We start from the raw sequence: 17,433 nt of genomic DNA, 5'->3' as shown, positions 1-17,433 counted from the left end.
AATTATATAATCACATAAGTTCAATGTTAGCAGGAAATTTTTATACCGTCACAGCGCAATCCCGGGAACCAGGGCAGGTGACTGCCACCATCGAATTGAATGCGGCACATCCCATATTCCAGGGTCATTTCCCGGAACAGCCTGTAGTGCCTGGTGTATGCATGATGCAGACCCTTACGGAAATGCTGGAAAGCGCGCTGGATAAAAAGGTGATGCTGAAAAAGGCCAGCCAGATGAAATTCCTGCATATGATAGACCCGGTGAAACAGCCACTGGTGGATGTTTCACTTACCTACAAAGAAGATGAAGGAGGGTGGAAAGTGAATGCTACGCTGAGGCGCGACGATAAAATATTTATGAAGTTCCAGGGTATATTCAATTAAGTGACCAGTCAGCCTACACATAACGAACATTTTGAACGTCACCGCGCCGCGGTGCTCATTCCTACGTATAACAACGCCGGTACCCTGGGCGCTGTATTGTCTGATGCGCTTACCTATACCAGTCATGTGATTGTGGTAAACGACGGTGCTACAGATGAAACAGCTGCGGTGCTGGAAAAGTTCCCTTCCCTGCAAATAGTTTCGTATAGCCCCAACCGTGGTAAAGGAGTGGCGCTTCGCCGCGGATTTTCCTATGCGCTGGAGCAGGGCTACGACTATGTAATCACTATGGATGCCGACGGGCAGCATTTTGCGACCGACCTGCCCACCATGTTGCAGCAGATTGAAGAACATCCCGGGGCGCTGATCATAGGCGCCCGGAACCTGCACCAGGAGAATATGCCGGGCAAAAGTACTTCTGCCAATAAAGTATCTAACTTCTGGTTTCACGTAACTACCGGATTAAAAGGCCCCGATACACAATCCGGCTACCGCCTGTATCCCCTGCAGCGCATGGGGAGAATGCATTACTTCTGCACCAAATACGAATTTGAGATAGAGGTGTTGGTGCGTAGTGCGTGGAAAGGTATCAAGGTGGACTGGACACCTGTGCGTGTATATTACCCGCCACCGGAAGAGCGGGTATCACATTTCAGACCGGTAAGGGATGTTTCGCGTATTACTGTATTGAATACCATACTGGTGTTCGTCACCTTTTTATATATCAAGCCCCGCGACCTGATCCGTTTTCTTTTAAAAAAAGAAAACTGGAAAAAGATGTGGAAAGAAGAAGTGCTGAAGTCTGACGAATCCAATATCAGGAAAGCGGCTTCCATTGGCTTTGGTATTTTTATGGGGATCATACCTATCTGGGGATTCCAGCTGCTGGTATCTATCCTGTTGTCTATAAAATTCAGGTTGAATAAGGCGTTGGTACTGCTTTTTGCGCATATCAGCACGCCGCCGCTAACGCCGTTTGTGATCTTTGCCAGCTTCCTGGCCGGCCGGGTATGGATGGGGCAAACTGCCAAAGACCTGGTATTTTCCAATGGTATTAACTTCGACACCATCAGGGATAACCTGTTACAATATGTATTTGGCAGTATTACACTGGCAGTATTGGGTGGATTGCTGGCCTGGATAGTGAGTTGGGCAATACTGACAATTTTTAGAAAAGAACGAAGAAATGGGTAATCTTTTTGTAGCGATCTATAATTTTTTTGAGCGGCGTAAAGCATGGCTGTGGTGTTGCACCATCGCCAGTTTTTTGCTGGTTGGATATTTTGCTGCACAAATAAAGCTGGAAGAAGATATTACCAAAATTTTACCGCAGGATAAGAAACTGGATAAACTGCAACAGGTGTTCCAGGATTCCAGATTTGCAGACAAGCTGATTGTTACCATCTCCCAAAAAGATACTATACAGGAAGCCCGGCCCGACAGGCTAACGGCTTATGCCGCAGAACTGTCTGCCAGGGCGGGCGCGCAGCTATCACCCTATATCAGGCAGATCCAGTCGCAAACAGACGACGCCATGATAATGGGATTGATGCAGGTGATACAACAACACCTGCCCATCTTCCTGGAAAAAAATGATTACGCGAAGATTGATAGTTTGTTGTTACCCGGGCAACTGCAGCAATCGTTACAATATGATTATAATACACTGATATCGCCTACAGGACTGGTGTTAAAAAAGATGATCCAGGCCGATCCCGTAGGCATCTCCTGGATAGGCGTAAAGAAACTGCAACACCTGCAGTATGATGACCAGTTTGAACTGTACGACAACTACATCATCACCAGGGATCATAAACACCTGATGATCTTTATCACCCCGGCAAATCCGCCGGGCGCCACAAAAATCAATGCACAGTTCCTGAAAGGACTGGATAAAATAAAAGATAGTCTTGATCGGCAATACCCCGGCATCGCCGCTTCCTACTTCGGCGGAACCGCTGTGTCTGTGGGCAATGCCACGCAGCTAAGACAGGATACTTTTTTAACACAAGGCATTACCGTAGTACTATTGATAGTACTGATCGCCCTGTTTTTTAAAAAGAAAAGAGCGCCGGTGCTGGTCATGCTGCCGGTTATTTTCGGCGGACTGTTTTCACTGGCATGGATATACGTTATTAAAGGGCATATCTCTGTAATGGCCATGGGTGCGGGCGCTGTAGTACTCGGTATTGCGGTGAATTATTCGCTGCATGTATTTAATCACTACCGCCATTCGCAGGATATCCGTGAAGTAATCAGCGACCTGGCTACCCCTATGACGCTCGGTAGCTTCACTACTATCGGCGGGTTCCTGTGTTTGCAGTTCGTGCATTCCCCCATGCTGAAAGATGTGGGGCTGTTTGCCGCACTCAGCCTGGTGGGCGCTGCATTGTTTTCGCTGATTTTCCTGCCCCACTGGATTGTGATGGGGCAACAACCGGTCCAGGTAGCCGCGCATCATGATAACTGGCTCGACAAATTATCGGCATACCGGCCGGAGAAAAATAAGTACCTGGTAGGCGCTATTTTCCTGCTGACCATCGTATTTTTCTATACCGCGCGCAACGTATCCTTTGAAAGCGATATGATGCGTATGAATTACATGACGCCGCAATTAAAAGCAGCAGAAGCACAGCTCAACAGTGTGAATTCCTATGTAGCGCAGTCGGTATATGTAGTATCGGATGGCCGGGACCTGGAAGGGGCGCTTGAAAGCGGCGAAAAGCTGTTGCCGGTTATTGAGCAGCTGCAGAAAAAGGGTGTCATAAAAAAGTACGCCGGCGTACAGGCGTTACTGTTATCCAATAAAGAACAACAGGCACGCATTGACCGCTGGAACAAATACTGGACGGCAGACAGGAAACAACAATTGCTGGAATATCTCCGTAGTGAAGGGAGTGTGCTGGGATTTAGCAAGGCAGCTTTTGATCCGTTCGATCAGCTGATAAACAATGATTTCAAACCACTTGATCCGGATGCTTTGAAGGTACTGCGCAGCGGCAACCTGGGAGACTTTATCATAGAGAAGAACGGCACTACCTCCGTAGTAACATTGCTGAAAGTAGATCCGGCGCACAAACAAGCTGTATATGATGCGTTGGAAAATATCCCGAATACGACAGTGCTGGACAAACAATACGCCGCTAACCGCCTGGTGGAAGTAGTGAAAGATGAGTTTAACAGCATTGCGTGGATGACTTCCCTGCTGGTATTTTTTGCGTTGTTGTTATCGTATGGCCGCATTGAACTGGCGCTCATTACCTTTATCCCGATGGCCATCAGCTGGGTATGGATATTAGGTATCATGGGGCTTTTCGGGATTAAGTTCAATATTGTAAATATTATCCTTTCTACTTTTATTTTTGGTTTGGGAGACGATTACAGCATCTTTATGATGGATGGGCTGTTGCAGGAGTACAGGACCGGAAAGAAAACCCTTTCTTCTTTTAAATCATCTATCTTCCTGTCGGCCATCACCACTATTCTTGGGCTGGGCGTGCTGATCTTTGCACAACATCCTTCGCTTAAATCTATTGCGCTGATTTCTATTATCGGTATTAGCACTGTAGTACTGATTTCGCAGGTAATGATCCCTTTCCTGTTTAACTGGCTGATCACCGGCCGTGTACGGAAGGGCTTTGCACCATGGACTTTCAAAGGATGGACGCTGTCTGTGTTTTCCTTTACTTATTTTGCCATGGGCAGTTTTATCCTTACCGCTATTGGTACCGTGCTGATACGCTGGAATCCGTTCAATAAAGAAAAGGGCAAGGTGTTGTATCACCGTATACTTTCTGCTTATACGCACAGCGTGTTGTATATTATGCGCAATGTGAAGAAGCGCATCATCAATCCTTCCAATGAACAACTGGAGAAACCGGCGGTGATTATCAGTAATCATCAGTCTTTCCTCGATATATTGGTATCCACTATGCTGCACCCGAAGGTGATATTGCTTACCAATCAATGGGTATGGCGATCGCCGGTGTTTGGGTCAGTGGTTCGCCTGGCGGATTACTACCCCGTAGCGGATGGCGCAGAAGGAGCTATTGACAGGCTGAGAGACAGAGTGAAGGCAGGGTATTCTATTGTGGTGTACCCGGAGGGCACCCGTTCTCCCGATCCGGCTATTAAGCGTTTTCATAAAGGCGCCTTTTATATTGCAGAGCAACTAGGGCTGGATATTTTACCAATGGTGATTCACGGTACCGCCTATACGATGAGTAAAGGAGATTTCCTGTTGAAAGATGGAACGGTATCGGTAAAATACCTGCCGCGTATCAGGCAGGAGGATAAGTCGTGGGGAGATAACTACAGCGCACGTACGAAATCTATCAGCCGGTATTTTAAGCAACAATACGAGCTATTGCGCGCAGAAACGGAAGTGCCAAAGTATTTCCGGGAGCAGCTGAAGTATAATTACATCTACAAAGGGCCGGTGCTGGAATGGTATATGCGCGTGAAAACGGCGATGGAAAACAATTACCAGCTGTTCCATGAGTTGCTGCCCAAAGAAGGACGTATACTGGATATTGGCTGCGGATATGGATTCATGGATTACATGCTTACCTGGACCGCACCGGGCAGAACCATCACAGGTATTGACTATGACGAAGATAAGATTGCCACTGCCGCTTACTGTTATAATAAGCCGGAACAGCTGCAATTTATTCATGGAGATATTTCGGCTACTCCTTTTAAAGAATACGACGCCTTTATACTGAGTGATGTATTGCACTACCTGCCTGCCGGTGAGCAGGAAATGCTGCTGCAGCAGTGTATAGCGCGCCTTACGCCGGATGGCGTGATTGTAATCCGTGATGGCGACAGCGATATGGCCAAAAGGCACGAGCGGACGAAGTTCACGGAGTTTATGTCTACAAAAGTAATTGGGTTTAATAAAACGAAAGACCAGCCATTGTCGTTTTTCTCAGCTGCACATGTCCGTAGTCTTGTTCACAAATACGGCGCGGTGGCGGAGGAAATAGACAATACGCGGTATACCTCTAACGTAATATTTGTGATAAAAAAACTTCCCCGGGAGGATTATGCACCACTATGATGTGATCATTATAGGCAGCGGCCTTGGCGGACTGGTATGTGGAGCTATCCTCAGCCGGCATGGGTATCGTGTATGCATATACGAAAAAAATAGGCAAACGGGTGGATGCCTGCAAACATGGTCACGCGATAAGGTTATTTTTGACTCGGGGGTGCACTATATTGGCGGACTGGCGCCCGGTGAAAATCTCTACAAAGTATTTAAATACCTCGGCATTTATGATAAGCTCCGGCTGAAACGTATGGATATGGATGGTTTTGACCATATCAGTTTTGCCGGCGATGATAAAGTATACCGGATAGCGCAGGGAGAAGAAAATTTTATCCGCACGTTGCTGGAAGATTTCCCTGGGGAAGAAAACGCATTGCGTGCTTATTGCAATAAAATCACGGAAGTCTGCAGTAAGTTCCCGCTGTATAATCTCCGTACCGGCGATTATGAAGAGAAGCGGTCGGTGTTACAGCTGAATACCGCTGAGTATTTGCGCAGTATTACGAGCAATGAAAAGCTGCAGCAGGTATTGGCTGGTAACAATCTTTTGTATGCTGGTGTAGCGGAGAAGACACCATTTTACGTACACGCGTTGGTGTTAAACAGTTATATGAAAAGCTCCTGGAAGTGTGTGGATGGCGGCTCCCAAATAGGAAAGCTGTTGTGCCAACAGATCCGGGAGAACGGCGGAGAGGTAATCCGCAATATGGCGGTTACCGCTATCCACGGCGAAGGTGATAAAGTAAATCATATTGTATTGCAGGATGGGAGAACGGTACAGGCCACGCATTATATTTCCAACCTGCATCCGGCGCAAACCATGGCGATTACCCACAGCGATGTATTGCGCGGCGCTTACCGCAGCCGTATGCAGGGATTAGAGAACTCTATAGGGGCTTTTGTATTGAACGTGGCATTGAAACCAGGTACCTTTAAATACCTTAACTACAATCATTACTACCATGCCACGGGCAACGCCTGGGCAGGAATTGACTATAAAGAAGAAGATTGGCCGCAAACCTATGCGATGTATGTGTCGGCCAGCTCGCGGCATGAAACCTGGGCAGATAGTTTATCCATCATGACCTACATGCGGTACGACGAAGTAAAGCAATGGCAGCATACTTTTAATACAGTGTTGCAAACCGGCAGCAGGGGCGCGGACTATGAAGCTTTTAAAGAAAGAAAAGCCAACCTGCTGATCGATTGCGTGGAAAAACAGTTTCCCGGCTTCCGTAATTGTATTCATACTTCCTATGTGGCTACGCCGTTATCTTATCGTGATTACATCGGTACCAGCGACGGCAGTATGTACGGCATAGCAAAAGATAGTGCAGATCCGCTACGGACAATGGTTTCGGCCCGCACCAAACTATCCAATTTGTATCTTACCGGTCAAAACCTGAACTTGCATGGAATTTTAGGGGTAACTATCAGCAGTGTGATCACCTCGGCAGAGTTGCTGGGAATGGATTTTTTGGTAAATGAAATTAATCAGTCAATATATACTTGAAGTGAAAAATAAGAAACGCAGCGGCTGGAGACGATTTGGGCGCATACTACTATACATCATCGGCTTTTTTGTATTGCTTTTTATCGGGCTGGCCATTTACCTGGTATCGGTAAGTAAAATGCCGCCGCCGGTAATAGCCGACCAGCGTGCATTGCAGCTGCAACGTACCCAACTGGACAGCACCGCCTACACACTGGGTAACAACTGGTTCCGTAAAAGCAACAGTGGTTTATACGAGATGTATGTGGAAGGCGCTCCGTTTGAAAGAGGCGTGATCAACGGTAAGCTCTCCGGGGAGTTGATCCGGCGCCAGGAAGACGTATTTGTGGCACAGTTCAGTAAAATGGTGCCGTCCACTTTTTACCTGCATTTCCTGAAGTATTTTATCGGCTGGTTTAACCGCGACCTGGCGGATCATGTGCCGGAAGAGTTTAAGGAAGAAATTTACGGAGAGTCTTTTTCGGCTTCTCCCAACTACGATTATATCGGGACCAACTATGCCCGGCTGATGAACTATCATGCAGCGCACGACATTGGACATGCCCTGCAAGGCATGATGCTGGTGGGTTGTACGTCGTTCGGCACCTGGAATGATCAATCGGCCGACAGTAACCTGATCATCGGCCGCAACTTCGATTTTTACATGGGTGATGCCTTTGCAGAAGAGAAGATGGTGGTATTCTACCGTCCTGAAAAGGGACACAACTTTATGTTTGTCACCTGGGGCGGCTTCACCGGCGTGGTTTCCGGCATGAACGACAAGGGACTTACCGTAACGATCAATGCAGCCAAAACCAGCGTACCTACAGCTGCTGCTACGCCAGTATCGCTGGTAGCGCGGGAAATACTGCAATATGCGAAGAACATCCAGGAAGCATGGGAGATTGCGCGGAAGCGTAAGATGTTTGTTTCAGAATCTTTCCTCGTAGGTTCTGCGGAAGATAATAAAGCGGTGCTCATTGAAAAAACGCCTGAGGGCATGGATATGTACAGCTCCGGTAAAAATTTTATTACCTGTACCAATCACTTCCAGGGCGATTCACTGGGGAGCCTGGCCTCTAACAAACTGCAGATAAAGGAAAGCGCCTCTGAATACCGCTACGAAAGGTTGACAGAGCTGATGAAAGAGAAAGGACCCAATACTGTTCAGAAAACGGTGGATATCCTGCGCGACCGCGGTGGTTTACACAATGCCGATATCGGGATGGGGAATGAGAAAGCTATTTAACCAGCTGATTGCACATCACTCAATCGTATTTGAACCTAAGAAAGGGATGGTATGGGTATCTACAGCTCCTTACCAGCTGGGACAGTTTGTGGCTTACGATCTGAATAAAATTTTCAGCATGCATGGTCTTACTACCGACCATGAAGTATATGACAGCGCGCAGAACATTGCGGCTGATAGTTTCCTGCTGTCAAAAGATTATCTTGCCTTTGAAACCTACCGCAGGCTGAGAGACCAGCTGAAAGAAGGAAAGGCAGTGGATATACAAGCATTGATCGCTTCCAACCCGGCCTACTATCATACTTATGTGCTGGCCGGCGATTATGAGTATCAGCAGAAAGCATATGCAAAGGCGAAAGGTTATTACGAAACGGCGTTAACAAAAGTAATTGCTACCAAAGGAGAGGAAGATCACATCCGCAAACAACTGGCACTGTGCAATGCTAAACTAAAAAGCTAACCACTATGATCATTGGCATCGGAACAGATATCGTAGAAGTACCGCGTATCGCGGCCAAGCTGGCGAAGGGAGATGGATTCCGGAACCTGGTATTTACTCCTTTTGAAATCAGTTATTGTGAAAACCAGGCGATGCCGGCAGAAAGCTATGCCGCTCGTTTTGCTGCGAAAGAAGCCCTGCTCAAAGCGTTGGGTACCGGCTGGGGAAACGGCGGTGTTAACTTCGATGAAATAGAGATCCGTAATAATGAAGTTGGGAAACCGGAATTATTTTTAATAGGAAATGGTGCTGACAGATATGCATCATCAGGCATCAGGAAAATATGGGTATCCTTATCCCATGAAAAAAGTGCCGCTGTTGCAATGGTGATTTTAGAAGGATAAATTTATAGCAGATGTATATACCGGATATTGAACTACAGTCGAAAGCAGCCATCAGGGCCTACCAGGAGAAGGAAGTAATGCGCCTGCTGGGTTATCTGCGTGAATTTTCACCATTCTATAAAGCATGGTTTAAAAAACACGGCATCGTTGCAGACCAGGTTCAATCGCTGGAAGCATTTTCACAGATCCCGCCCGTAACAAAGGAAGATCTCCAGGAACACAACTGGGAATTTCTTTGTGTAGATAAAAGTAAAATAGCCGAATACACCACTACATCAGGCACTTTAGGACGCCCGGTGATCATAGCCCTGACAGAAAAGGACCTGCAGCGTTTAAGCTATAATGAATATATTTCTTTCTGTTGTGCAGATGGCACCGATAGCGACATCTATCAGCTCATGCTTACGCTGGACCGCCAGTTTATGGCAGGTATGGCTTATTACTATGGCATCCGTAAACTGGGAGCGGGCGTGCTGCGTGTGGGGCCTGGTGTACCAAGCATGCAGTGGGAAAACATTCAGCGGATACAGCCTACCACTATTGTAGGTGTTCCTTCTTTTATTGTAAAGCTGATTGCTTATGCCCAAGAGCATCATATAGATATCAATCAGACGTCTGTAAAGAAAGCTGTTTGCATTGGGGAGAATATCCGCAATACGGATTTTTCGCTGAATGTATTGGGTAAGAAGATTACGGAGCAATGGAATATCCAGCTCTATTCCACCTACGCATCCACTGAAATGCAAACTGCTTTTACTGAATGTAAAGCCGGGCAGGGCGGTCATCACCATCCGGAACTGCTCTATGTTGAGTTGCTGGATGAAAACAATCGGCCTGTTGCACCGGGTGAAGAAGGCGAAGTAACTATTACCACCCTGGGCGTGGAAGGCATGCCCCTGCTGCGTTATAAAACCGGCGACATCTGCCAGTATCATTATGAAGCCTGTTCCTGCGGCAGACATACGCTCCGGTTATCTCCCGTAATAGGCCGTAAAAAACAGATGATCAAATATAAGGGTACTACGTTGTATCCACCTGCGCTGTTTGATTTGCTCAATGATATGGAAGATGTGAAAGAATTTGTGGTGGAAGTGTATTCCAATGAACTTGGTACGGATGAAATACTGCTGCACCTGTGGCCGCGGGAAGAATCAGAGGAAATGGACCGGAAGATAAAGTCATATCTGCAGGCAAAGCTGCGCGTCATTCCACAGGTACGGTATACCAGTCAGCAGGATATTATGCGGATGCAGTTTCCGGAGAACAGCCGGAAGCCGGTAAAGTTTTTGGATAACAGGAGTTAAACATGCTGCATAATAAACTCTGCATCAATTTTGAGCTTGTGATAAATTTTCTTCAGAAAATCCACATCCGGATCTCGTTTGCCATTTAATATCTGTGAAAATTTGGCTTCTCCTATATCCAACATACTTGCCATCTCTTTTTGTTTGAGTTTCATTTCAAACATTTTTAATGCTATCATGCCAGCCAATGTAGTTGGCTTAGGGATTGGATAACGTGTATCTTCATAATGCTCAGCAGCGATGGAAAGTTGTTGAAGTTCTTTTAATTCATTAGCACTTAAATTGGATTCACCTTTTTTCATTAATAGGTGAATACGTTGCATTGCGGCAGCATACTCTTTTTCAGTAGAAAAGGAAGGGTTGGGTAACTTTTTCATATTATCGTTTTTACTGTGTGCACACATCACCCCATGTGCAGATGGGCCTGTTATTAAAGCGAGTCAGGTTTTACCTTATCATATTCTTTGTGAGTACCATAAATCTTATATATACGGTTCGGACACGAAAGAAAATCCTTGCTATTAGTCTGAATTTATTTCCACCTATATCAAAAACATATAAGTCGTCACCAATATAGTCTACAGTATTAAAGCTTTCCTTTATATCCGAAAACTTTGACCAGTCAGCCAGTTTACTAATATAATACCAGTATAATAAAGGGTCAACAGCGTCTGGATGTTTTAAGGAAAACTCATTGATTGCAGTTTTCGAAACGATCACCATAACAAGAGTTTACCTCTCGAAGGTATAAATTAAATTTCAATAAATGAAATTTAATTTATATTTTTGAAATTTGTTCTTTATGGTCTAAAACCCCATCACCGCCACCTCTTTCGGGTTATCCAGCTTCACACTTTTCCGCTCTCCGCCCACCAGCACATGCACCATGTTTGTTTGCGTAGCGTGGCGTTCATACAACAGGTTATTCTTTACCTGTACCTGTTTTGGCGTGGGCACATTTTCCGCTTCCAGAAAGCTCCACACGGCATCTTCTTCTATTTTATAGCCAATGAAGTGCAGGGGAACATTTTTACCGTCGAGTGTGATCGTGAGGTGCTGGGAAAGATAGGCGGAAATATAGCTCTCCACCTGTTTCCGGTTGGCAGGGTGGGTGATATCCAGAGGAATTTTATACTGAGCTTTAAGGGTATTTTCCAGGTCATCTGTAAAAATGCGGCAGCTTACCTGCAGTTCCTTTTTACCGGCGTCGTGCGAAATCTCTGTCACGCTCGCATAGAAGGGGTGCAGGGCTGTGAGCCACAAAGTCATCCACCATTTACATAATAATAAACCCACTGGACTAAGATTTTAAAAAAAATTAACTTTTACTTTTTATAATTACCAAAATTATAGAAAAGGGAACAATGGATGAGTTGTATTTTCAGCTGGGGTGGCAACATATTATAAACTGGGATGCGTATGACCATATTCTTTTTGTAATAGCGTTGAGTGCCATTTACCTGCTGCGTGACTGGAGGAAAGTCCTGGTATTGGTGACTGCATTTACTATCGGTCATTCTATTACGCTGGCTTTGAGTGTGTTACATATTATCCGTATACCCGCGGCGCTTATTGAGTTCCTGATACCGGTCACTATTTGTGTAACAGCTGTTTCTAACATTATCCGGAAAGACGATGAGCCGCAAAAGCTGCAGCTGAACTATTTTTACGCCTTATTTTTCGGTTTAATTCACGGACTGGGATTTTCCAATTATCTGAAAAGTTTGCTGGGAAGCCAGGCAGATATTGTAAAGCCACTGCTGGGATTCAATTTAGGACTGGAGTTCGGGCAGATCATCATTGTGATGTGCATACTGCTCATTTCCTCTGCGATCGTGAATTTTGGAGGCGTAAAACGCCGGGATTGGAACATGTTCCTTTCTTCTGCCACCTTTGGCGTCGCATTTTTAATGATCATTCAAAGCGTAAGAGCACTGTTTATATAATACTGTTTATGAGAAAACAACTTTACCTCGCGGGGGTATTGTGTTGCAGCGTTTTGTTGCTGCAGGCGCAAAGTAACCCGGGATCCAACCATGGCAACCGTTTTGAGCAGCTGGGAACAATGCTGCAAACACCCAACATGTACCGCTCGGCCTCCGGCGCTCCCGGCCCTAAATACTGGCAGCAAAGAGCGGATTACGACATCGAGGCGCAACTGGATGATGAGCAGCAGAAACTCACCGGCGCAGAGACCATCACCTACTTTAACAATTCTCCCGATCCGCTCACCTACCTGTGGCTACAGCTCGACGAGAATGAACACGACAGCAAAAGCGATAACCAGCAGTTCAATGAAAGCCGTATGTCTGATAAAATGACGCTGGCTACGTTGAACAGCATTCTGCCTTCCGGGAAAGACCTGGGCGTAAAGATTGTAAAGCTCACAGATGCTGATGGTAAAGCACTACCTTATACTATCAACCAGACCATGCTCCGCATCGACCTGCCAAAGCCATTGATGCCCGGTGAGAAGTACCGGTTTAAAGTATCCTGGTGGTATAATATTTCCGATCGCATGACCATCGGGGGCCGCGGAGGGTATGAATATTTCCAGGAAGATAAAAATTACCTGTACACCATTTCCCAGTGGTATCCGCGACTGGCAGTATATTCCGACTTCCAGGGCTGGCAGAACAAGCAGTTTACCGGCAGGGGAGAATTTGCCCTCACCTTTGGGAACTTTCGTGTACGCATGACCGTTCCTGCAGATCACGTAGTGGGCGCCACCGGTGAATGCCAGAACTATAAAGAAGTACTCACACCGGCCCAATACCAGCGCTGGCAACAGGCGCAGAACAGTAAAGAGCCTGTTGAAGTGGTGAGCCTCGACGACGCAAAGAAAGCCATGCAGGGCCACGCCGGCAAAACAAACACCTGGGTATATGAAGCGCAGAATGTGCGCGACTTCGCCTGGGTATCTTCCCGTCGCATCGTATGGGATGCCCTGGCTACCAACGTGGAAGGCAACAAAGTAATGGCCATGTCGTACTACGGGCCGGAAGCCTACCCGCTCTACCGCCGTTATTCTTCCAAAGTAGTGGCGCATACCCTTCAGTCCTACTCCAAACATACTATTCCGTATCCTTACCCGGTGGCTATTTCCGTAGAAGCGGCCAACGGCATGGAATATCCAATGATCTGTTTTAACTATGGACGCGCCGATAAAGACGGTACCTACAGTGAGTCAACAAAGAACGGGATGATTGGCGTGATCACGCATGAAGTGGGGCACAACTTCTTTCCCATGATCGTGAACTCCGATGAAAGGCAGTGGACCTGGATGGATGAAGGCCTCAATACCTTCTGCCAGTTTATGGCGGAACAGGAGTGGGACAGTAACTTCCCTTCTTCCCGCGGGCCTGCTCATAAGATCGTGGATTATATGAAGATGCCGAAAGATCAGCTGGAGCCCATCATGACAAACTCCGAGAACATCGTGCAGTTTGGGCCTAATGCCTATGCAAAACCGGCTACAGGATTGAATATTCTCCGCGAAACCATCATGGGCCGCGACCTGTTTGATTTTGCATTTCGTGAATACGCACGCCGCTGGGCCTTCAAACATCCCACACCGGCCGATTTCTTCCGTACCATGGAAGATGCCTCTGCAGTAGACCTGGATTGGTTCTGGCGCGGATGGTTCTTCGGAACGGAACCGGTGGATATCTCTATCGACAGCCTCAAATGGTATCGCATGGATGGTAAAAACCCGGAAGAAACAGCTAAAACAGCGCAGGCAGCCTACGATAAAAATATGGATCACGTAGCAAGGCAGAGAAATAAGGCGGCCGGCGTAAAATACACGGTGGACCAGGATACCAGCCTGCAGGACTTCTACAGCAAATGGAACCGCTTCGAGGTAAGCCAGGAAGATAAAGCGGCTTACACGCAGTTCTATAACGGCCTGAGCAAAGAAGAAAAAGCCTTGTACGACAGTAAGAAGAACTTTTACCAGCTGACATTCTCTAATAAAGGAGGGCTGGTGATGCCGCTCATCATTGAGTGGACGTTTGCAGATGGTACCAAAGAAACCGACCGGATCTCTGCCTACATCTGGCGCAAAGATGAAAACACCGTTACAAAGGTGTTTGCAAAAGATAAAGAGGTAGTAGCCGTGAAGCTCGACCCATTACGTGAAACAGCCGATATCGATGAAAGCAACAACAGCTGGCCGCGGGAGGCCGCACCCTCCAGGTTTGAGTTGTTTAAATCATCGGGCGGTATTCGTGGCGCTTCCAGTGGTGATAACCCGATGAAGAAAGCAAATACAAAATAAACAAGCTATTTTATATTTTGTGGCGGCTATCATCCTGGTATGGTAGCCGCTATATTTTTTAGATTCTTTTAAAAGCCCGAGTTATGAAAGTAATAGCCCGATTTTTATTGTTGATATGCCTGGCACAAACAGCCAGGGCCGCGGATGTAGATACCGTTTCTATTCACAGCGGCAAAATGCAGCGCGCCTACAAATGCGTGGTCATCACCCCCAATACCTATAAAAACGGCACGCAGCGCTACCCGGTGGTATACCTGCTGCATGGCGCCGGTGGCAACTTCGCTAACTGGGTAACCAATGTCCCCATTATCAAAGAGCTGGCAGACACCTATCAGTGCATGATCGTATGCCCCGATGGCGCGGTAACCAGCTGGTATTTCGACAGCCCCGTAGACAGCTCTATGCGTTTTGAAACCTATGTGTCGAAGGAAATTCCACAATACATTGACCAGCATTACCAAACCTTACCCGAACCCGCTCACAGGGCCATCGCCGGTTTAAGCATGGGTGGCCATGGTGCTATGTTTCTTGCCATCCGCCACCAGGATGTATTTGGAGCCGCCGGCAGCATGAGCGGCGGCGTGGATTTCCGCCCCTTCCCAAAAAACTGGGATCTGAAAAAACGCCTGGGTGAACCCGGAACAGATGGCGCTAACTGGTACGACTATACGGTCCTCAAGCAGGTAGATAGCCTCAAATCCGGCGCATTGTCCATCATCATCGATTGCGGGGTGAAAGACTTCTTCATCGATGTAAACCGGGATCTTCATAAAAAATTATTACTGGCGGGTATCGACCACGATTATACGGAGCGCCCGGGAGAACACAACTGGAAATACTGGGCTAACGCAGTGAAATACCAGCTGTTGTTTTTCCACGAGTTCTTTCAAAGGTAAAGAGCGGATTTTGTCTTTCGCGGATTTTGTCTTGGCTCAGGATTACGCTGATTATACTGATTAGTTTGATTTTTACTTTTGGATTTTATAAAGGATTAAGGGAGATAAAAGCGAATATATCCGCTTCTATCTCCCTTAATTATTAATCTAAAAATCCAAAAAAATCCAAAAAGTAAAAATCCAGCTAATCAGTATAATCAGCGTAATCCTGAGCCAAGACAAAATCCGCGAAAGACAAAATTCGCTGCCGGTCCTCAACAGGACCGGCCTTTTTTATGCACGCGATTCAAAATAAGAATGTCTGGTAATTATTTTTTCGGATCCCACCACAGATGGGTACCACCTACGTCTTTTGGTTCGCTTAGGGTACTCACGGCTTTCGCAACAGCAGCACCGTTGGTAGAGTACTCGTTACTTGGGAATGGCGCCCTGCGAACGAAATCAGTTGTACTTACTTTTCCACCGCTGTTATTCACAACAACAGGGAACAGTTTAGGATAACCGGTGCGGCGGAACTCACTCCATGCTTCCTGTCCTTCAGGAAAGTTAGCGATCCATTTCTGGGTAATGATTCGTTCCAGCTTCCTGTCGAGTGTAACGCCTTCTTCCCATTTAATGGTAACAGTGCTCAGGTACTGTGAACCCTTCTTAATATCATTTTGTCCGGCAGTCATGGCTTTGGGATCAATGTATTCTGCAGGCAGGGAAGTGGCATTGTTGTAGTAAGTGCTGGCGCTGCCTAATGAATATTGATTAAAGGATGTCTGGATACCTGTTTCGTAGTTGGTTTGTGCATTACCGGCGCCTGCCCATCCGCGGATGGCGGCTTCTGCTTTCAGGAACCAGGCTTCGGCAGCTGTTACCAGTTGCAGTTTACCAGGCAGGTCTACCAGTTTCGAATAGTCGGCGTAACGTGCCTTACCGTCAATGTTAATACCATTACGGATACCGATGTACCTGTCTTTTACAGCAGGGTCCACTGCTTTCTTGAAGTACAGGGGCAGGCGTGGATCGTTGTAACCACCGAGATAAGTACCAATGGGTGCGCCCATTAAAATATCGCCCCAGGAGCCGCAGATGGTGTTCAGTGGATGCGTGGTGCTTCCGATATCCACCGTGAAGTTATCTTTGTAAGTTTGCAGCAGTCCGCCGGCATTGGCGAGTGCGGCTTCACCTTCCAGCTTGGCTTTTGCAGCATCTACGTTTACGATACGCAGTGCGAGTCTTAAGCGGAGGGTATTGGCAAACTGTAACCATTGTTTGTAATTACCACCGTATACGAGATCTGATTTTTTAAACAGCTCTGTAGACGGTTTATCGGCCAGCGGCGTTAGAATATCGATCGCTGTTTTCAGTTCTTCAAAGAAGGTATAATAAACATCCTTCTGGCTGTCGTACTCAACAGAACCATCACCGCTGGGTGTATTGTATTTGCTGTAGATGATGGGGCCAAAGATATCGGAGGTACGATGCATGGCTTCCACCTTCACGATCAGCGACATGGCGTAGCTATCGGGTACTTTACCTTTTGTAAAACCGGCTACTTTATAGCAGGGGTTCATTACATTGGTATAGCCGGTGCTGAAAGTAGTGTTGATCCAGCCATCCACGAAGCTGTATGTGATGTTGTTGATGTTGCCGCCAAATGGAGTAGGAGACATCATGTAACCACTGTAAATATCGCTCAGGAGATTTTGTTGCAGCTGGAAGGTTGGCGCCGGCTGATACAGGTAAATACTGCGTTGTGCCTGTTGCAGTAGGGCAGGTACCAGGGCGAAATCAGCCGCTAACTCCTCATCAGTGGAGCCGTATGGATTTTTGTTGATGTCTTCAAAGTTTTTGGTACAGCTGCTGAAGCATAGTGTGGCTGCCATCGCCAGACCAGCTATTTTGAATATTTTATAATTCATAGCTCTTGTTTTTGTTGTTCTTAA

15 protein-coding genes are annotated in these 17,433 nt (G+C 46.7%); 11 read left to right on the top strand and 4 right to left on the bottom strand.

Going from position 1 to position 17,433, the window contains the following annotated elements; all coding sequences use genetic code 11:
- The first annotated feature begins 23 nt into the window (after positions 1-23).
- From QFZ51_RS29280 to QFZ51_RS29245, 8 genes are read left to right on the top strand one after another with little or no spacing between them, the layout of a single operon-like run.
- Positions 24-383, top strand: a complete 360-nt coding sequence (locus tag QFZ51_RS29280; RefSeq protein WP_429050978.1) for a 3-hydroxyacyl-ACP dehydratase — start codon at positions 24-26, stop codon at positions 381-383.
- Complete coding sequence (locus QFZ51_RS29275; protein ID WP_429050977.1) at positions 384-1,577, top strand: DUF2062 domain-containing protein; 1,194 nt, start codon at positions 384-386, stop codon at positions 1,575-1,577. It begins immediately after the preceding gene.
- The gene (locus QFZ51_RS29270; protein WP_429050975.1) at positions 1,570-5,445 is read left to right on the top strand and encodes a 1-acyl-sn-glycerol-3-phosphate acyltransferase; all 3,876 of its coding nucleotides are present in this window, start codon (positions 1,570-1,572) and stop codon (positions 5,443-5,445) included. Before QFZ51_RS29275 ends, QFZ51_RS29270 begins: the two co-directional genes overlap by 8 nt.
- The gene (locus QFZ51_RS29265) at positions 5,432-6,949 is read left to right on the top strand and encodes a phytoene desaturase family protein (protein ID WP_429050973.1); all 1,518 of its coding nucleotides are present in this window, start codon (positions 5,432-5,434) and stop codon (positions 6,947-6,949) included. The genes QFZ51_RS29270 and QFZ51_RS29265 overlap by 14 nt, the downstream gene beginning before the upstream one ends.
- 1 nt (position 6,950) lies before the next feature.
- Positions 6,951-8,177, top strand: a complete 1,227-nt coding sequence (locus QFZ51_RS29260; protein WP_429050971.1) for a C45 family autoproteolytic acyltransferase/hydolase — start codon at positions 6,951-6,953, stop codon at positions 8,175-8,177.
- Positions 8,161-8,637 carry a hypothetical protein gene (locus tag QFZ51_RS29255; RefSeq protein WP_429050969.1) on the top strand — a complete coding sequence of 159 codons (477 nt, stop codon included), beginning with the start codon at positions 8,161-8,163 and terminating at the stop codon, positions 8,635-8,637. Before QFZ51_RS29260 ends, QFZ51_RS29255 begins: the two co-directional genes overlap by 17 nt.
- A 5-nt stretch (positions 8,638-8,642) precedes the next feature.
- Positions 8,643-9,020, top strand: a complete 378-nt coding sequence (locus QFZ51_RS29250; RefSeq protein WP_370912319.1) for a holo-ACP synthase — start codon at positions 8,643-8,645, stop codon at positions 9,018-9,020.
- An 11-nt stretch (positions 9,021-9,031) separates the two neighbouring features.
- A complete protein-coding gene (locus QFZ51_RS29245; RefSeq protein WP_429050968.1) occupies positions 9,032-10,324 on the top strand; it encodes a phenylacetate--CoA ligase family protein in 1,293 nt (430 codons plus the stop codon).
- Here QFZ51_RS29245 and QFZ51_RS29240 read toward each other — a convergent pair.
- The 3 genes from QFZ51_RS29240 to QFZ51_RS29230 all read right to left on the bottom strand — a co-directional run bounded on the left by QFZ51_RS29240 (position 10,321) and on the right by QFZ51_RS29230 (position 11,620).
- Positions 10,321-10,701 carry a helix-turn-helix domain-containing protein gene (locus QFZ51_RS29240; protein WP_370912321.1) on the bottom strand — a complete coding sequence of 127 codons (381 nt, stop codon included), beginning with the start codon at positions 10,699-10,701 and terminating at the stop codon, positions 10,321-10,323. The two genes, QFZ51_RS29245 and QFZ51_RS29240, sit on opposite strands and share 4 nt — an antisense overlap.
- A gap of 70 nt (positions 10,702-10,771) precedes the next feature.
- Positions 10,772-11,047, bottom strand: coding sequence for a type II toxin-antitoxin system HigB family toxin (locus QFZ51_RS29235; RefSeq protein ID WP_429050966.1), 276 nt, complete (start codon positions 11,045-11,047; stop codon positions 10,772-10,774).
- Between the two features lie 84 nt (positions 11,048-11,131).
- Positions 11,132-11,620 carry a DUF6702 family protein gene (locus QFZ51_RS29230; RefSeq protein WP_429050964.1) on the bottom strand — a complete coding sequence of 163 codons (489 nt, stop codon included), beginning with the start codon at positions 11,618-11,620 and terminating at the stop codon, positions 11,132-11,134.
- A 68-nt stretch (positions 11,621-11,688) separates the two neighbouring features.
- Between QFZ51_RS29230 and QFZ51_RS29225 the strand changes: the two genes are divergently transcribed.
- The 3 genes from QFZ51_RS29225 (at position 11,689) to QFZ51_RS29215 (ending at position 15,499) form a co-directional block, all read left to right on the top strand.
- Positions 11,689-12,270 (top strand): HupE/UreJ family protein, encoded by a 582-nt coding sequence (locus QFZ51_RS29225; protein ID WP_429050962.1) that lies wholly within the window; start codon positions 11,689-11,691, stop codon positions 12,268-12,270.
- A gap of 8 nt (positions 12,271-12,278) precedes the next feature.
- The gene (locus QFZ51_RS29220) at positions 12,279-14,603 is read left to right on the top strand and encodes a M1 family metallopeptidase (RefSeq protein ID WP_429050960.1); all 2,325 of its coding nucleotides are present in this window, start codon (positions 12,279-12,281) and stop codon (positions 14,601-14,603) included.
- 83 nt (positions 14,604-14,686) lie between these two features.
- Positions 14,687-15,499 carry an alpha/beta hydrolase gene (locus QFZ51_RS29215; protein WP_429050959.1) on the top strand — a complete coding sequence of 271 codons (813 nt, stop codon included), beginning with the start codon at positions 14,687-14,689 and terminating at the stop codon, positions 15,497-15,499.
- A gap of 308 nt (positions 15,500-15,807) precedes the next feature.
- On the opposite strand, the gene QFZ51_RS29210 is transcribed toward QFZ51_RS29215, so the two are convergent.
- Positions 15,808-17,409 carry a SusD/RagB family nutrient-binding outer membrane lipoprotein gene (locus QFZ51_RS29210; RefSeq protein WP_370912328.1) on the bottom strand — a complete coding sequence of 534 codons (1,602 nt, stop codon included), beginning with the start codon at positions 17,407-17,409 and terminating at the stop codon, positions 15,808-15,810.
- Positions 17,410-17,433: the final 24 nt, after the last annotated feature.

It is taken from the genome of Chitinophaga sp. W3I9 (genome assembly GCF_050434025.1).
Classification (GTDB): domain Bacteria; phylum Bacteroidota; class Bacteroidia; order Chitinophagales; family Chitinophagaceae; genus Chitinophaga.
This window is presented reverse-complemented; position numbering and strand designations above follow the sequence as displayed.